This is a genomic window from Streptosporangium sp. OZ121, assembly GCF_051918885.1.
Lineage (GTDB): Bacteria > Actinomycetota > Actinomycetes > Streptosporangiales > Streptosporangiaceae > Streptosporangium.
Genome location: NZ_JBPXMC010000002.1, coordinates 450625 through 466451, shown reverse-complemented (window position 1 = coordinate 466451; position 15827 = coordinate 450625). Strand labels below are relative to the sequence as shown.

General features: G+C 72.5%; 15 protein-coding genes and 1 riboswitch. Of the genes, 11 read left to right on the top strand and 4 right to left on the bottom strand.

Annotated elements, in window-relative coordinates; all coding sequences use genetic code 11:
- Positions 1–8 precede the first annotated feature (8 nt).
- Positions 9–626: an aa3-type cytochrome oxidase subunit III gene (ctaE, locus tag ACTOQ1_RS06935; RefSeq protein WP_362676657.1), complete on the bottom strand. Its 618-nt coding sequence runs from the start codon at positions 624–626 to the stop codon at positions 9–11.
- A gap of 195 nt (positions 627–821) precedes the next feature.
- Here ctaE and ACTOQ1_RS06930 point away from each other — a divergent pair, with 195 nt between their 5' ends.
- The 3 genes from ACTOQ1_RS06930 to ACTOQ1_RS06920 all read left to right on the top strand — a co-directional run bounded on the left by ACTOQ1_RS06930 (position 822) and on the right by ACTOQ1_RS06920 (position 3503).
- Positions 822–1220: a hypothetical protein gene (locus ACTOQ1_RS06930; RefSeq protein WP_344917239.1), complete on the top strand. Its 399-nt coding sequence runs from the start codon at positions 822–824 to the stop codon at positions 1218–1220.
- Between the two features lie 29 nt (positions 1221–1249).
- On the top strand, positions 1250–2332 hold the full coding sequence (gene trpD / locus ACTOQ1_RS06925; RefSeq protein ID WP_440065258.1) for an anthranilate phosphoribosyltransferase: 1083 nt from the start codon (positions 1250–1252) through the stop codon (positions 2330–2332).
- 244 nt (positions 2333–2576) lie between these two features.
- A complete protein-coding gene (locus ACTOQ1_RS06920) occupies positions 2577–3503 on the top strand; it encodes a sensor histidine kinase (RefSeq protein ID WP_440065257.1) in 927 nt (308 codons plus the stop codon).
- Here the strand turns inward: ACTOQ1_RS06920 and ACTOQ1_RS06915 are convergent.
- From ACTOQ1_RS06915 to ACTOQ1_RS06905, 3 genes are all read right to left on the bottom strand, one after another.
- Entirely contained in the window at positions 3446–3733 is a 288-nt protein-coding gene (locus tag ACTOQ1_RS06915) for an Lrp/AsnC family transcriptional regulator (RefSeq protein ID WP_440065255.1), read from the bottom strand. The two genes, ACTOQ1_RS06920 and ACTOQ1_RS06915, sit on opposite strands and share 58 nt — an antisense overlap.
- Before the next feature lie 55 nt (positions 3734–3788).
- Positions 3789–5513 carry a DEDD exonuclease domain-containing protein gene (locus ACTOQ1_RS06910; RefSeq protein ID WP_440065254.1) on the bottom strand — a complete coding sequence of 575 codons (1725 nt, stop codon included), beginning with the start codon at positions 5511–5513 and terminating at the stop codon, positions 3789–3791.
- 131 nt (positions 5514–5644) lie between these two features.
- Complete coding sequence (locus tag ACTOQ1_RS06905; protein WP_440065253.1) at positions 5645–6778, bottom strand: phosphotransferase family protein; 1134 nt, start codon at positions 6776–6778, stop codon at positions 5645–5647.
- Between the two features lie 238 nt (positions 6779–7016).
- Between ACTOQ1_RS06905 and ACTOQ1_RS06900 the strand changes: the two genes are divergently transcribed.
- The 8 genes from ACTOQ1_RS06900 (at position 7017) to ACTOQ1_RS06865 (ending at position 15564) form a co-directional block, all read left to right on the top strand.
- Positions 7017–8279 (top strand): NYN domain-containing protein, encoded by a 1263-nt coding sequence (locus tag ACTOQ1_RS06900; protein ID WP_440065252.1) that lies wholly within the window; start codon positions 7017–7019, stop codon positions 8277–8279.
- Between the two features lie 47 nt (positions 8280–8326).
- Positions 8327–8959 carry a hypothetical protein gene (locus ACTOQ1_RS06895; protein WP_440065251.1) on the top strand — a complete coding sequence of 211 codons (633 nt, stop codon included), beginning with the start codon at positions 8327–8329 and terminating at the stop codon, positions 8957–8959.
- Between the two features lie 281 nt (positions 8960–9240).
- Complete coding sequence (locus tag ACTOQ1_RS06890) at positions 9241–10191, top strand: NlpC/P60 family protein (RefSeq protein WP_440065250.1); 951 nt, start codon at positions 9241–9243, stop codon at positions 10189–10191.
- Positions 10192–10301: 110 nt separating this feature from the next.
- On the top strand, positions 10302–11000 hold the full coding sequence (locus tag ACTOQ1_RS06885; RefSeq protein WP_440065249.1) for a class I SAM-dependent methyltransferase: 699 nt from the start codon (positions 10302–10304) through the stop codon (positions 10998–11000).
- 329 nt (positions 11001–11329) lie between these two features.
- Positions 11330–11489: riboswitch (cyclic di-AMP (ydaO/yuaA leader) on the top strand.
- A gap of 133 nt (positions 11490–11622) precedes the next feature.
- Positions 11623–12150 carry a C40 family peptidase gene (locus ACTOQ1_RS06880; protein ID WP_440065248.1) on the top strand — a complete coding sequence of 176 codons (528 nt, stop codon included), beginning with the start codon at positions 11623–11625 and terminating at the stop codon, positions 12148–12150.
- Positions 12151–12194: 44 nt separating this feature from the next.
- Positions 12195–13169, top strand: a complete 975-nt coding sequence (locus tag ACTOQ1_RS06875; RefSeq protein ID WP_440065247.1) for a hypothetical protein — start codon at positions 12195–12197, stop codon at positions 13167–13169.
- Positions 13166–14443 carry a M48 family metallopeptidase gene (locus ACTOQ1_RS06870; RefSeq protein WP_440065246.1) on the top strand — a complete coding sequence of 426 codons (1278 nt, stop codon included), beginning with the start codon at positions 13166–13168 and terminating at the stop codon, positions 14441–14443. The genes ACTOQ1_RS06875 and ACTOQ1_RS06870 overlap by 4 nt, the downstream gene beginning before the upstream one ends.
- A complete protein-coding gene (locus ACTOQ1_RS06865; protein ID WP_440065244.1) occupies positions 14440–15564 on the top strand; it encodes a glycosyltransferase family 4 protein in 1125 nt (374 codons plus the stop codon). Before ACTOQ1_RS06870 ends, ACTOQ1_RS06865 begins: the two co-directional genes overlap by 4 nt.
- Positions 15565–15827: the final 263 nt, after the last annotated feature.

Genomic DNA, 15827 nt, shown 5'->3' with positions numbered 1-15827 from the left:
CCGATTCCTTAGTGAATGCCATAGATGGTTACGAAAAGGCCAATCCAGACCACGTCGACGAAGTGCCAGTAGTAGGACACGACGATCGCGCTGGTCGCCTGCTCACGGGTGAAGCGCTTCGCGGCGTACGTGCGTCCCAGCATGAACAGGAACGCGATCAGTCCACCGGTCACGTGCAGGCCGTGAAAGCCCGTGGTCAGGTAGAACACGGAGTCGTACGCGGAGTGCGACAGCGTGTGCCCCTCGTGGACCAGCTGGCTGTACTCGTACAGCTGGCCGCCCACGAACACGGCGCCCATCAGGAAGCTGACGATGTACCAGAAGCGCAGCTTGGCGACCTGGCCCTTCTCTGCCGCCCACACGCCCAGCTGGCAGGTCACACTCGACAGGACCAGGATGATCGTGTTGGCCAGGGCGAACGGGACGTTCAGATGGGCCTCGGGCCAGGGCAGGCCCTGGCCGATGCTCACCGACCGGATGGTGAAGTACATCGCGAACAGCGCCGCGAAGAACATGAGCTCGGAGGACAGCCAGACAATCGTCCCGACGCTGACCAGATCGGGTCTGCGGGACGAGTGTGCTGTCGTCGTCGTTGAAATTGCGGATGCTGTCGCCACGGGCAGCATTATTGCGGCTCTCCTGCTCGGGTCGCCGCACGACCCCCCGATAGCGGGTGCGCACGTCCCCCCAAAGTGGACGTATGGGGCAATTCGCTCGCCGTCGGCTCCGGCCTGGGTCTCCGGACCGGCTGACCGGTAGCATCCCAGGTGACCATACATCGACGAGGGATAGTGAGCGCGACCGTGAGCACCGACGACAAGATGAGGGTCCTCGTCTACAGCGACGACGCGAGCACCCGCGAGAAGGTGCGGCAGGCGATCGGCCGCCGCCCCGCCGGCGACGTGCCCCTCGTGGAGATCGTGGAGTGCGCCACCCACGCCAAGGTCGTCCAGCACTTCGACTCCGGGGAGATCGACGTCGCGGTGCTCGACGCCGAGGCACAGCCGGCCGGCGGCATGGGCGTGGCCCGCCAGGCCAAGGACGAGGTCCACGACTGCCCGCCGATCTGCCTGCTGATCGCCCGCCGCGACGACCGCTGGCTGGCCGAGTGGTCGCGGGCCGAGGCCGTCGTGCCGCAGCCGATCGACCCGGTCGTCCTCGCCGAGACCGTCGCCGACCTGATGCGCCGCCGCCTGTCCACCCGCCTGTCCGCCCGGTAGACCCCCCGGAAACCCCCCTGGAGACCTCCATGGACGCGCGCACCACCTGGCCCGCGCTGTTGTCCGCCCTGATCGCGGGCGAGCACCTGACGGCCGACGAGGCCGCCTGGGCGATGAACCAGATCATGTCCGGCTCCGCCACGTCCGCCCAGATCGCGGGCTTCGCGGTGGCGATGAGGGCGAAGGGCGAGACGGTCGCGGAGGTGACCGGCCTGGCGCGCACGATGCTGGAGCGGGCCACCCCGCTGTCGGTCGAGGGCCCCGTCGTCGACGTCGTCGGCACCGGCGGCGACCGGGCCCACACCGTCAACGTCTCCACCATGGCCGCGATCGTGGCCGCCGCGGCGGGGGCCAGGGTCGTCAAGCACGGCAACCGGGCCGCCTCCTCCTCCTGCGGGGCCGCCGACGTCCTGGAACACCTCGGGATCGTGCTCGACCTGGCCCCGGCCGACACCGCCAGGGTCGCCGTCGAGGCCGGGATCGCCTTCTGCTTCGCGCCGGTGTACCACCCGGCGCTGCGCTTCGTGGGCCCCACGCGCAAGGAGCTCGGCGTCCCCACGATCTTCAACTTCCTGGGCCCGCTGACCAACCCGGCCAGGCCCGCCGCCCAGGCGATCGGCATCTTCGACGCGGGGATGCTCCCCACCGTCGCGGGCGTCTTCGCCGAGCGCGGGGTCTCCGCGCTGGTCTTCAGGGGCGACGACGGGCTGGACGAACTCACCATCGCCACGACCTCCACGGTCTGGGTGGTGCGCAGGGGCGCCCTGGAGAAGGTCGTCTTCGACCCGGCCGCCCTCGGCATCCCCAGGGCGGCGCCCGACGCGCTGCGCGGGGGGGACGTGGTGTTCAACGCCCAGGCCGTCCGCGACCTGGTCGGCGGCAAGACGGGGCCGGTCCGCGACGCGGTGCTGCTGAACGCCGCCGCCGCGCTGGTCGCCCTCGACGGCGCGGGCGAGGGCGCGGACGACGGTGCCGGTGACGGTGCCGGCGACGACCTGAACGCCGCGATGGCCGCGGGGTACGAGCGCGCGACGAAGGCCGTCGACTCCGGTGCCGCGGCCGAGACCCTCGACCGCTGGATCGAGGTCAGCCGGGCACTGAAGCCGTCCTGACCTTCGCCGGGGAGGGGGCCGGGCGAGGCCCCGGCCGCCTCGCCCGCCAAGGCCGTCCCGGCGGCGTCGTCCCGGACGGCCGGAGGCGTTCCGGCCCGCGGCCGGGAACCGTCCCGGCCGGGCGGCCGGAGTCGCCACGGCGCGCCGGGCCGTCCCGGCGCCGGAGGTCCTCCTCTCGTGGGCGGATGCAAGATCCGCCCACGAGGGGATGCAGCGTCCCGGGCGGCCGTTCTAGATTGCGGCCATGTGGCGTGCCGACCTCCTGACCGGGCAGATGTTCCCCATCCTGCTGTCGTGCGCGACGCTCGTCCTGTGCGTGGCCGTGGCGGGCCTGGTGCGGGAGCGCAGGCTCCTGCTGCTGAGGCTCAGGTCCTGGGAGACCAGGTTCGCCGACCAGGGGGAGGCGCTGGCCGGCGCCCAGCTCGCCCAGAGGCGGGCGCGCATCGCCCGGGAACTGCACGACGTCGTCGCCCACGGGATCAGCATGATGACGCTCGGGGTGGGCGCCGGTCGAATGATCATGGACAAGGACCCCGAGCGGGCCAGGGAGACCCTGAGGGTGGCCGAGGAGTCGGGGCGCCAGGCACTCGTCGAGCTCCAGCGCACCCTGGCGCTGCTCGACCTCGACGGTCTCTCGGCCGGCAGGACGCCCCAGCCCAGGCTCTCCGACCTGCGCGACCTGCTCGCCGGGGTCAGGGCGCGGGGCCTGCGGGTGGACGTGGTCGAGGACGGCAGGCCCGCCGAGGTCGGGCTCGCCCTGGAACTGGTGGCCTACCGCATCGTCCAGGAGGCGCTCGACAACACCCTGCGGCACGCCGGTGCCCGCTCGGCCCGCGTCACGCTGCGCTGGCGGCCGGGTCTCCTCGACGTTCTCGTACGGGACGACGGCAGGATCGTCCCCGCGGCGGCCGCGGGGCACGGCCTGCTCGGCATGCGCGAGCGGGCCGCCCTCTTCGGCGGGACGCTGGCGGCCGGCACCCTGCCCGGAGGGGGGTTCGAGGTGCGGGCGCGGCTGCCCACCGCGGGCGAGACCGGCGGCCGTACCGGCGAGGGTGACGTCACCGTCACGGCGCGCCTCGGGCCGCGCCCGGGCCCCGCCGGCCCGGGTGAGGATCAGTCGGACTCGCCGAGGCCGATCGAGAAGGCGGCGTCCAGGTCGTGCCGCGAGTAGGCGCGGAAGGCGACGTGGGTCTCGGTGTGCAGCACCCCGTCCACCTTGTTGATCCGGCCGGGGACGACCTCGGCGATCTCCTCGTAGGCGGGGACGCGGACCATGGCCAGCAGGTCGTACTCCCCGGTTATGGAGTAGACCTCGCTCACCCCGTCGATCTCGGCGACCGTCTGGGCGACCTCGGAGATCCGGTCCACCTCGGCGTTGATGTGAACGATCGCGGTGACCACGAGCTTCCTCCTCGTTGAGTGCGGCATTTCGTCTCAGAAGCTATCAGCGCGGACGTCAGCGCAGCGGGCGGCCCTCGCGCGTCCGGCGCGGCTCGGCCGTCTGGTAGGCGCGGTCGATGCGGGCCTTGAGCCGCCCCGCGCCCGAGACGGGCAGGCTCCAGGTGCCCTCGACCTGCACCAGCCGCACCCCGGGGGTCTCCAGCCAGCGCAGGACGCACTCGGTCTCCTCGGCGCTGGCCGCGTGGACCGGCCCGGGGCCCGGCGGCACCGTCTCCGCGGTGGCGGTCAGCGCCTCGACGAACGGGGTGGGGTGGGCGCCCTTCGGCATCACCCCGGCCGAGGCGAGCCGCCCGTACCGGATGACGTGGATCTCCCAGGCGCCGCCCGGCAGGGGGGCGGCGGCGACCATCTGGGAGATCGAGGTCAGCGACCGCAGCCGCTGCATGCGGGCCGAGGTGCGGATGTAGGAGGCGAGCCGGTCGCGGTCGGCCGCGGCCTCCTCGTAGCGCTGGTCGAGGGCGAGCCGCTCCATCCTGGCCTCGATCGCGGAGAAGACCGGGGCCGCGTCCAGCTCCATCGCCCGGCGGGCCGCCACGACGTGCACGGCGTACTCGTCCGGGCTCTGGCGGCCCTCGCACGGCGCCCCGCACCTCCCGATCTCGGCGAGGGCGCAGGCGGAGCGCCTGGTGCGCGGGGTGATCCGCTCGGTGCACTGCCGCAGCGGGATCGTCTCGTGCAGGGCCGTGCGGGCGTCCTCGGCGGCGCGGGTGCTGTTGAACGGGCCGAGGTAGGAGGCCTCGTCGTCCCTGACCTCGCGGACGACCGACAGGCGGGGGAACGGCTCGTCGGTCAGCTTGAGCCAGAACATCTTCTCGGGGAAGCGCGACCTGCGGTTGTAGCGGGGCTTGGCCGAGCCGATCAGCCGCAGCTCCCTGACCTCGGCCTCCAGCGAGGTCGCGCAGGCGATCGACCTGACCCGCGCGGCGATGCCGATCATCTCGCGGACGCGCGGCCTGGTCTCGCTCGCGGTGAAGTAACCGCGCACGCGGTTGCGCAGGTTGGTGCTCTTGCCGACGTAGAGCGGGTCGCCGCCCTCGTCCTCGAACACGTAGACGCCGGGGCCGGCCGGCACCGAGTCGGCCAGGTGCCGCTTGCGGCGCTGCTCGGGGGTGGGCGCGCGGACGAAGCCCTTGAGCTCCTCCAGCGTCTGCACCCCGAAGGAGCCAGCCCGCTCCAGCAGGGCGTGCAGCACGTCGACGGTGGCCCGCGCGTCGGCGAGCGCCCGGTGGCAGGGCTCGGTGTGGCTGAAGATCTTGGCGAGCGTGGACAGCTTGCAGTTGGGCGCCTCGTCGCGGGTGAGCAGCTTGCGGGCCAGGTCGACGGTGTCGACCACCTGGTGGGCCGGCGGGGGATAGCCGTGCGCGGCGCAGGCCGCCCTGACGAACCCCAGGTCGAAGCCCGCGTTGTGCGCCACCAGGGTGGAACCGGCCGCGAACTCCAGGAAGGACGGCAGCACCGACTCGATCCTCGGCGCCGCCACCACCATGCTGTCGGTGATGCCGGTCAGCACCGAGATGAACGGCGGGATCGGCGAGCCGGGGTCGACCAGGGTGGCGAACTCGCCGAGCACCTCGCCGCCCCTGACCTTGACCGCCCCGATCTCGGTGATCGCGTGCTCGCCCGCCGAGACGCCGGTGGTCTCCAGGTCGAACACGACGAAGGTGATCTGGCTGAGCGGGGTGCCCAGCTCGTCGAGTGTTCCCTGCACGGCGTAGTCCACGATTCACGACCATAGAAGCCCCGACCGACATTTACCGCACCGGGCCCTTCCCGGGCCGGTGCGCGCCGGTGCCGGGAGAACCCGCGCCCTCCGGCGGCCGCGAGGGCCTCCGGAGGGCCTCCTGAGGGGCCTCAGCTCCAGTGACTCCCGTCCAGCATCCGTTCGAGGAGGGCCCGGTGCATCACCAGGTCGTCGGGGTCGTCGGGCATGGCCTGCTCGCCGAAGTGGACCTGGCGCTGCAGGACGCGGGCCATGATGATGCCGTGCCTGAGGGCGGCGTACGTCTCGTAGAACTCCATGTCCCGGGGCTTGTATCCCGTTATTTCGTGGTACGTCTGGCAGACGTCCTCGCGCCGCATGAAGTCGGGCATCCCCGGCAGTTCCATGAACTCGGTGATGTCCTGGAAGAAGGTGTGCAGGAAGATCATCCAGGAGATGTCCAGCTCGCGGGGGGCGATCGCGGCCATCTCCCAGTCGAGCACCGCCACCGGGGTGAAGTCGCGGTACATCACGTTCCCGATGCGGGCGTCGCCCCAGTTCAGCACGTCGGGCCCCGGCTCGGCCGGCCAGTGCTCCTCCAGCCAGCCGAACGCCCGCTCCAGCAGCGGGACGGGCATCGAGCCGTGCGCCCACTCGTAGTAGGCCCGCTGCTCGTCGACGTGCCTGCGCAGCGCGGTCCCGCCCGTCCCGGGGATCTCCAGGGGGCGCAGTTCCTCGGCGGTGAACGGGGCGTCGTGCAGCGTGGCCAGGATCTCGACGCTGCTCCGCTGCAGCCGGTCGCGGTCGGCGGGGGAGGCGTCCAGCAGCCAGCTCCCGAAGGTGTAGGGCATCACGTCCGGAGGCACGTCGCCGGTGAGCCGCTCCATCACGAAGAACGGGGCGCCCAGCCGCCCGGGGTCGGGCTCGTACCACAGGGCCCGGGGCGCGAGCACGCCCGCGCGCTCCCTGACCATCCGCATGACCTCGTACTGCCTGCCGAGGTCGTAGCCGGGGAAGACCGGCACCGCCTCGGCCGCCGGGGCCATCCTGGCGACGCACGCGAGGTCGTGCCCGCCCTCGGCGGAGGTCCAGGAGGCGTCGAAGAGCAGGGTCTCGCTGGACATGCCGTTGCCCGAGGGGCGGGACAGCGGGGAGACGGCGACGGGGGAGCCCACCCTTCCGGCGAGCCACGAGCCCATCCGCTCCCGCAACTCCTCGAGGTCGCGGGTCGATGTCCGCAGGCTCTTGTCGGCCTGCCGGCCGGGCTCGTTCGTCGGCTCGTCCATCGCGCTCTCCCGGGTGGCGTGCGTCACAAGGCGATCCGCACAGTCGTAACCCACCAGCAAGCGCTTGTCCACAAAGCGTTCACGGGCTCGTCGGCCACCGGTCGGCTCCCGGTCAGGTCGGGGTCAGGGTGCGGTAGCCGTACCCTTGACGTGAAGACCGATCCGAGTAGGGGCCGTGATGAGTTCAGCCGGAGAGGGCCTGTCTCGTCCGTTACCCGAGCAGGTTCGCTTACATGTCGTGGAGCTGGCCTCCCAGATTCTCGGTTCGATGCCCGCCGCCTCGGTGCCGCTGCCCCTGAAGGGGATCGCCAGGTTCGACCCCCGCAAGCGGGCCAGGCTGGGCGGGGCGCCGATCGCCGCGCAGCTGGAGACCGACAAGAAGTTCCGCGAGCTGGTCGCGGAGACGCTGACCGAGGGCTGGCCCGAGCTGGTCGCGAGCCTCGCCGAGGGCACGGTCCCGCCGGCCGCCGAGCCCGTCATGGTGGCCGCGGCCGCCTACCTGACCCGGCCGCCCGGCTGGGTGGACATGGTGGAGACGGCCCGCGCCGACCTGGAGCGGTCGGCCGCCGCGGCCGAGGGCTCGGCGCAGGAGCAGACGGTATCCCGGCTGCGCGAGCAGCTGGCCGCCCAGAAGACCGCGGCCAAGGAGGAGTCCGAGCGATTGCGCGAGCAGCTCAAGACCTCGCGCTCGGAGGTCTCCGACCTGCGCCGCAGGCTGCACGACGCCCGTGAGCGGACCAGGGCGGCCGAGGCGCGCGCCGCCGCCGCCCAGGAGGTGGCCGAGGAGGCGCGCGCCGCCGCGCTCTCGGCGGGGAGCACGGTGGAGAGCGAGCTGCGCCGCCTGCGCGAGCGGCTGGCCGACGCCGAGCGGCAGCTGGAGTCGACGCGCAGGGCCGCCCGCGAGGGCCGCAGCGTGGAGGACACCAAGGTGCGCATGCTGCTCGACGCCCTGCAGGACGCCGCCGCCGGGCTGCGCAGGGAGCTCGCCCTGCCCTCGGGCATCCACCGTCCCGCCGACTCGGTGGCCTCGGTGGCGCCCGGCGGGCAGGGGGTCCAGGCGGTTCCCGCGCGGGCGCTCGCCGACGACGACCCCGCCCTGCTCGACCAGCTGCTCGCGCTGCCGCAGATCCACCTGATCGTCGACGGCTACAACGTGACCAAGACCGGTTACGGCACGTTCACCCTGGCCGACCAGCGCACCCGCCTCCTCACCGGTCTCGGCGCGCTCTACGCGCAGACCCGCACCGAGCTGACCTGCGTCTTCGACGGCGCCGAGCTGAACGGGCCGGTCCCGGTGTCGGCACCCAGGGGGGTGCGCGTGATGTTCAGCGCCCCGAACCAGATCGCCGACGACCTGATCCGCCAGCTGGTCCGCGCCGAGCCCGCGGGGCGTGCGGTCGCGGTGGTCTCCTCTGATCGCGAGGTGGCCGAGTCGGTCCGCAGGATGGGCGCCAGGCCGGTGCCCTCGGTGCTTCTTCTCCGGCGTCTGGGGCGCGGGTAAACCTTTCGTGGTCGCCGGGCATCGGATCACCCAGGAGGATTGATTCGATGAAGAAGATCATAACGCTCGCCCTCGCCGTCCTGGCCGCCGGAGCGACCGTCACCACACCCGCGGCGGCCACGACGGCCGCCATCCCCAAGGGCTTCCTGCTGTACGAGAAGGACGCCGCCAAGAAGGACGACGACCCCGAGACCAACTGGCAGGTCGGCAACTCGGCGAAGGCCAGGCTGGCCGTCAACCCGTGTGACAGGAGCACGCTGGCCGCGACCGGCCGGGTGGCCGCGCGGACGGTGACCTTCACCGGCGTGCCGGACTTCATGAAGGTCGAGCAGGTGATCCTGTACGGTTCGCGGGCCTCGGCCGCCTCGGCCGTCGCCCAGGTGCGCGCCGCCCTGACCAGGTGCGGGGCCAGGACCGGCTCGGGTACCGGCTACCGCTACGCCTCCTCGCGCCTGACCGGGCTCGGCGACGAGGCGCTGAGGATCTCCGGGCAGGTCTACTACGGCAGGAAAGCCGGGGTGGGCGGCGACCGGAGCGTGCTGGTCAGGAAGGGCAACGCCGTCCTGGTCTACCTCTGGGCGGGCGAGTACGCCAAGCCCGCGAGGAGCGACTGGACCGTTCAGCTGCGTGACGCCAGGAGGATGACCGCCAAGATCTGCGCCATCGCCGCCTGCGGGTAGCGCGACCGGGCGGGGTCCGGGGCGGGCCGCTCCCCGCTCCCAGGGGCAGGAGCGGACCGCTTCCCGCGAAGGCGGACCGCCCCCGTGGCCGGGGCGCCGCCGCTCGCGAGACGGGCGCCGCCGGTCGCGGGTAAAGGGGTTCACCTGCAATTAAGGAGCAAACCCGGCGAAAAGGTGAGTCAATCATTACTTCTTCTGTACTATTCGCCGCAGGTCTGGTGCAGTCGGGAGGCGTTGACGTGGCCGTGGCGGGTTTGCCGGTTGGACTGATTCGGATACCGGTGGCGGCCGGGCTCGCTCTCGCGCTGCTGACGCTGCCGGTGGGCGGAGCGTCCGCCGAGCCGAGGCCGACGGCCGCCCAGGCCAAGAAGAAGCTGGAGAAGCTCAACGAGCAGGCCGACCAGGTCGTCGAGAAGTACAACCAGGCCTCGGAGAAGTGGAAGCGGGCCAGGAAGAAGTACAGCACGCTCAACGAGGACCTGACCCGCCAGAACGAGCAGGTCGCCGGGCTGCGCAAGGAGCTCGTCACGATGGCCGTCAGCACCTACCAGGTCGGCGTGGTCAACGGCTGGGAAGGCATGATCTACCAGGCCGATCCCGGCGCCCTGCTGAGCGGCCTGGCCGCCGCCGACCAGATGTCCACCTCCCGCGCCCAGTCCCTGAACGCCTTCGACGAGGCCACCAAGGCGCTGCGGACCAGCCGGGACCAGGCCAAGAAGGCGCTGGCCGAGGCCGACGAGACGCGTGACGAGCTGGCCAGGGAGAAGGCCAAGGCCGACAAGATGGTCAAGGCACAGACGAAGATCCTGCGCGAGCTCAACGCCTTCAGGACGGGCAACCCCGAGAGCGCCGGGATCCAGTACAACGGCTCCGCCTCGGGCAACGCCCGCGCCGCCCTGCAGTTCGCCTTCGCCCAGGTCGGCAAGCCCTACCAGTACGGTGGCACGGGCCCCGGCGGCTGGGACTGCTCCGGCCTGGTCCAGAGCGCCTGGCGCAGCGGAGGAGTCAGCCTCCCCCGCACGACCTGGGAGCAGTGGAGCTGGGGCGCGAGCCGCAAGGTCTCGCTGAGCGAGCTCCAGCCGGGCGACCTCATCTTCAGCGAGGGTCTCGGCCATGTCAGCATGTACGCGGGCAACGGCCAGATCGTGCACGCCCCGCAGACCGGCGACGTCGTCAAGGTCGTCCCGCTGTCCGCCTACGGCCGCCGCATCGTCGGAGCCGTCCGCCCCTGACCGCGCCGGGCCGCGGTCCCACCGGGGACGTCCAGGCCCCGCCTCGCGCTTGACGGAGCGCCGGGAAAAACCGGATGTGCCGGGCGCGTGGGTACTGCCAGCATCGGGACATGATCAAGTCATGGATGCCCGACGAGCTCGCGTACGCCGGTCCCGAGCACCTCGACGCCGCGTTCGTCGCCGGGTTCGACCGCAAGCAGGGCAGGCCCGACCCCGGGGAGGACCTCGCCGTGCTCGCGGGGCACGGCGTGGGGGAGGCGGCGACGGTCGTGGAGTTCGGCGCGGGGACGGGGCAGTTCGCCCTCGCCGCGGCGCGGCGGTTCCGGCGGGTGGTGGCGGTGGACGTCTCCCCGGCGATGCACGACTTCCTCGGCGCCCGCGCCGCCGAGGAGGGCCTCTCCGGCCTTGAGCGCGTGCGCGCGGGCTTCCTGTCGTACGAGCACGCGGGGCCGCCCGCCGACGCGGTCTACACCCGCCACGCGCTCCACCAGCTCCCCGACTTCTGGAAGGCCGTCGCGCTCGACCGCGTCGCGCGGATCGTACGGCCCGGGGGCGTCCTGCGCCTGCGGGACCTGATCTTCGACTTCCGGCCGGCCGACACCGACGCCGTGCTCGGCCGCTGGCTCGACGGCGCGGCGGACGATCCCGCGCTGGGCTACACCCGCGACGACTACGCCGAGCATCTGCGCACCGAGTACAGCACCTTCAGGTGGCTGCTCGAACCGATGCTCGACGCCGCCGGATTCGAGATCGTCGAGGCGGATTTCCGGGAGTCGATATACGGCGCCTACACGTGCGTCAGGCGCTGAGGTCACCCGGCCGGATCGTCCGGGACCGCTCCACGGGCGGTGAGTGTGATGAAGATTACATAAATCGTGATTTGTCGGACTAGCGAGAAGGGTGTGACGAGAGTCATATCTCAATAGCATAAATAGCCATTATGCAGGGATAACAGGAAGATCAAGAGGGGTAGTAGATCTTCCAATTTGGCGAATGCTTTGCCGAAAGTTGGAGATCGGGGTAACTTCTGGCGTCGCGACGTGCAAGCCACGCCGTCGCGGCGAATGTCGGTCTTCGGGCCGGTGTCCCTATAGAAATCCAACCGGCCGCCGCGCCCCCACCCGGGGGCAGGGCTCATCGCGGCGGCCCGCCGAATCTATGCAGCCAGGAGGCATGGAACCGGGGACCCAAAAGGCCCGATACAGCGTGGCCAGGGGTGAATCGGCGCGTTTGTGCCGTAGGGCATCTTCCAAGCCCGAATCCGTCAGCTAACCCGGTAGGCATCAGTGGAAGTCCCAAGGAGAAATCCTGTCTACCACCCCGTACAACCCCCGTCTGTCGCGCCTTTTCCGCCTTTCCCTCGGCGGCATCGCCCTCACCCTGACCGCCTCAGCCGGAGCGGTCACCCTGGGGTCCACGGCGGCGCAGGCGGTGGACGGCCCCTCCGAGATACTGGTCAACAGCGTGACCGGTGTCTCCGAGAAGGCCGGGAGCACCAAGAAGACCGCCTCTCAGGCCGGGACCAGGGCCAAGGCAGAAACCAAGGCCAAGGTCAAGGTCAAGGTCAAGGTCAAGAAGAGCAGGGCGGCACTGCAGAAGGTCCGGGCCGGTAAGGCGGTCTCGGCGGCCAAGAGGCAGATCGGCGATCCGTACCGGTGGGGAGCCTCCGGTCCCGGAGCGTTCGACTGCTCGGGGCTCGTCCGGTACGCCTGGCGGAAGGCGGGCGTGTCCCTTCCCAGGATCACGCACAGCCAGTACAGGTCGATCAGGAAAAAGGTCTCGTGGAGCAACTTGCGCCCCGGTGACCTGCTGTTCTTCAGTGGAAAGGGCCATGTCGGCATGTACGTCGGCAAGGGCAGGATGGTCCACTCGCCGAGCAGCGGCAAGACGGTCCGTGTCGTGAGGCTGGCGGGCTACTACAGGTCCTCCTTCGCCGGAGCGGTACGGCCCGGGGCCTGAGCCCCGTACGGCGCCCGGCACCCGCGTGAGCACGGAGCCCAGGTATGGAACCTGAGCCCGAGCCCGCGTCGGGGCACGCGCTCGAGCACATGCCCGAGCACGGAAAAGCGGCCCCGGCCCTCCACCAGGAGGGCCGGGGCCGCTCCATGCCGGTCGAGTACCATCGGCTCGTGTCCGTCCCGAAAGGGCGCCGCGCCGTGCTCGCCGGGATGCTGGCGCTGATGAGCGCCGGTCCGTTCGCCGGGACGGGACCCCTCCTGGCCGGAGCCGCGCCCCTCCCTCGCGCCCCCCGCCCCCTCGTCCCGTACGCCTCCCGGAGCCCGAGCGACCCCCGCGACCTGTGGCAGGGCGCCGCGGTCACCGTCCGGGGCGAGCACTCCCTCGTGATCGGCCACGGTGTCCCGGCCGGCGTCCTGCGGGATCTGGCGGCCAGGGCCGACCGGGCCCGCGCGACGATCGCGGCGATCTGGGGGCCGGTCCCCGCGGTCGTCCTCTTCCCCGCCACCGACGCCGAGGCCGCGGCGCTCGCCGGGGCCGGGAGCACCCGCGGCCTGGCCGCGATGGCGACCGCGGACCGGGTGATCGTCCTGCCGTCGGGGTACGCCCGGCTCACCGCGACCGGAAGGGACGTGGTGATCACCCACGAGCTCGCCCACGTGGCCACCGGCGCGACCCGCGGCGGTCGGGTGCCGATGTGGCTGTCGGAGGGCTTCGCCGACTACGCGGGCTACCGCGACGCCGGGATCGCGGTGCGCACGGCCGCCGCCGAACTGGCCGCCGAGGTGCGCTCGGGCGTCCTGCCCGACCGGCTCCCCGGCCCGGCCGACTTCGCCCCCGGCGCGCCGAGGCTCGCGCAGGCCTACGAGGAGGCGTGGCTCGCCTGCCGGTTCGTCGCGGAGCGCTTCGGGGAGAAGGCCCTGGTGAGGCTCTACGGTAGCGATGTCGAGAGCACGCTCGGCCTGCCGGTGGACGAGTTCACCCGAGCCTGGCGCGACTACCTCAGGGAGGAACTCACGTGACGCTGAGCATGACGGACACGCCCGCGGGCGTGCGGTCGGCGGGGTGGGCGCTGGCCGCCCTGGGGGTGGTCACGCTGGCGGTCGTGGCGTTCACCACGCCCTGGAGGGCGCTGCCCGGGGGGGCCCCGGCCGTCGCTCCCGATCCGGCCCGCGACTTCACCGCCGAGCAGATCGCCAGGGCCGAGACGTTCGACGCGCTGATCAGCCTTCCCGGCTATCTGTCGCTCGGCCTGACGCTGGTCGTGGCGGGGGTGCTGGTGGCCACCCCGCTGGGCGCGCGGCTCGCCGGCCGGCTGCCGGGGCCCTGGTGGCTGCGGGCGCTCCTCGGCGTGCTGGCGCTGTCGGTGGCCGTGGCGATCCTGCGCTGGCCCCTGGGGATGTGGTCGGAGAGCTACCTGCGCGACTTCGGGCTGTCCACCCAGGCCTGGCCGGCGTGGGCGGCCGACCGGGCCAAGAGCACCGGCATCGGCACCGCGCTGACCGCGATCATGGTGCTGGCGGTGATCGCCCTGGCGCGGCGCTACCGGCGCTGGTGGATCCCCGCGGCGGCCGGGGCCTTCGCCCTGACCGTGGTCGCCTCCTTCGCCTACCCGGTGCTCGTCGAGCCGGTCTTCAACGACTTCAGGCCGCTGGAGGCCGGGCAGCTCCGCGACGACCTGCTCGCCATGGCCGCCAGGGACGGCGTGCCGGTCGAGAACGTGCTCGTCGCCGACGCCTCCCGGCGGACCACCGCGCTCAACGCCTACGTCTCCGGATTCGGCGCGACCCGCAGGATCGTGGTCTACGACACGCTGCTCCGCGCGCCCGCCGGCGAGGTCGAGCTGGTGGTCGCCCACGAGCTGGGCCACGCCAAGGCGGGCGACGTGCTGTCGGGCACGCTCGTCGGCGGCCTGGGCGCGGCGTTCGGGGCGTGCCTGCTCTACGCGGTGACCTCCGCGGGGGCCGTACGGCGCCGGGCGGGGATCTCCTCCCTCGGCGACCCGAGGGCGGTGGGGCTGGTCATGGGGCTGCTGAGCCTGGCCACGGTCCTGTCGGGACCGGCCCAGAACCTGGTGAGCAGGCAGATCGAGGCCCGTGCGGACGTGCACGCGCTGGACCTGACCAGGGACCCGGCGACGTTCGTCGCCATGCAGAGACGACTGGCGGGTACCAATATTTCGGATTTGTCACCCGATCTAGTCGAATATGTACTTTATGCATCGCATCCCACGACGCCGCAGCGCATCGCCCTGGCGCGATCCTGGGCACGGCTGAACGGCCTCCCCGAACCGTGAGCCGCACGCTGGTCGTCACGAACGACTTCCCGCCCCGCGCGGGGGGGATCCAGTCGTTCGTGTACGGTCTCATCGCCCGCCGCCCGCCCGGCTCCGTCGTCGTCTACGCCCCCCGGTGGGCCGGCAGCGCGGCCTTCGACCTGCGCCAGCCGTACCCCGTCGTGCGGCACCCGACCTCGCTGATGCTGCCCACGCCCGCCGTCGCCCGCCGGGCCGCCGGGCTGGTCGCCGAGTTCGGGTGCGACACCGTGGTCTTCGGGGCGGCGGCGCCGCTCGGGCTGCTCGCGCCCCGGATGCGCGAGGCCGGGGCCCGTCGCGTCGTCATGGTCACCCACGGCCACGAGGCGGGCTGGGCCGGGATCCCGGTCGGCCGCCGGGTGCTCGCCAGAATCGGGGCGGACGCCGACGTGGTCACCTACCTGGGGGAGTACACCCGGCGGCGGCTGGCCAGGGTGATAGCGGCGGACAAGCTGGTGCGGCTCGCGCCCGGCGTCGACACCGGGGTGTTCCACCCGGGGGCCGGCGGGGAGCGGGTGCGCGCGCGACTCGGCCTGGGGGAGCGGCCGGTGGTGGTCTGCCTGTCCAGGCTGGTGCCGCGCAAGGGCCAGGACACGCTCCTGCGGGCCTGGCCAGGCGTGGTCGGGGACGTGCCCGGCGCGGTGCTCCTGATCGTCGGCGGGGGCCCGTACCGCAGGACCCTGGAACGGCTGGCCCGGCCGATGGGCGCTTCGGTGAGGCTCACCGGCCCGGTGCCGGAGGCGGAGCTGCCCGGCTACCTCGCCGCGGGCGACGTGTTCGCCATGCCGTGCCGTACCCGCCTGGGCGGCGTCGACGTGGAGGGACTCGGCATCGTCTACCTGGAGGCCTCCGCCAGCGGCCTGCCCGTGGTGGCCGGTTCCTCGGGCGGCGCCCCCGACGCCGTGCTGAACGGGGAGACCGGCCTGGTCGTCGACGGCACCCGTCCCGACGAGGTCGCGGCGGCCCTGGTCGGCCTGCTCAAGGACCCGGCCGGGGCGCGTGCGATGGGGGAGCGCGGTCGCGAGTGGGCGGCGCGCGAGTGGAACTGGGACCTCGCCGCCTCCCGCTTCGCCCGACTCCTGGAGCCCGCGGAGACCCCTTAGACGAGCAGGTCCCGATGCCGGGAACGGGTACGGAACAGGTACGGCGACGCGTACCGGCCGGTGAGCCAGCCCGTGAGGCACGTCCCTGGCGGGCCGGATGCCCCCGTGCCGTCCGGCGGCCGGACCGCGCCGACCGCCGCCCTCCGGCGCCACCGCGCCACCGGCCGGCCCGTCATCCGGTCACCGATCGCCCGCGGCCGCTGACCGGACCTCGAGCGAAACGGTCCCCGCCGGGTCGCAGGCCGGTCGGGAGGCCGCGCATC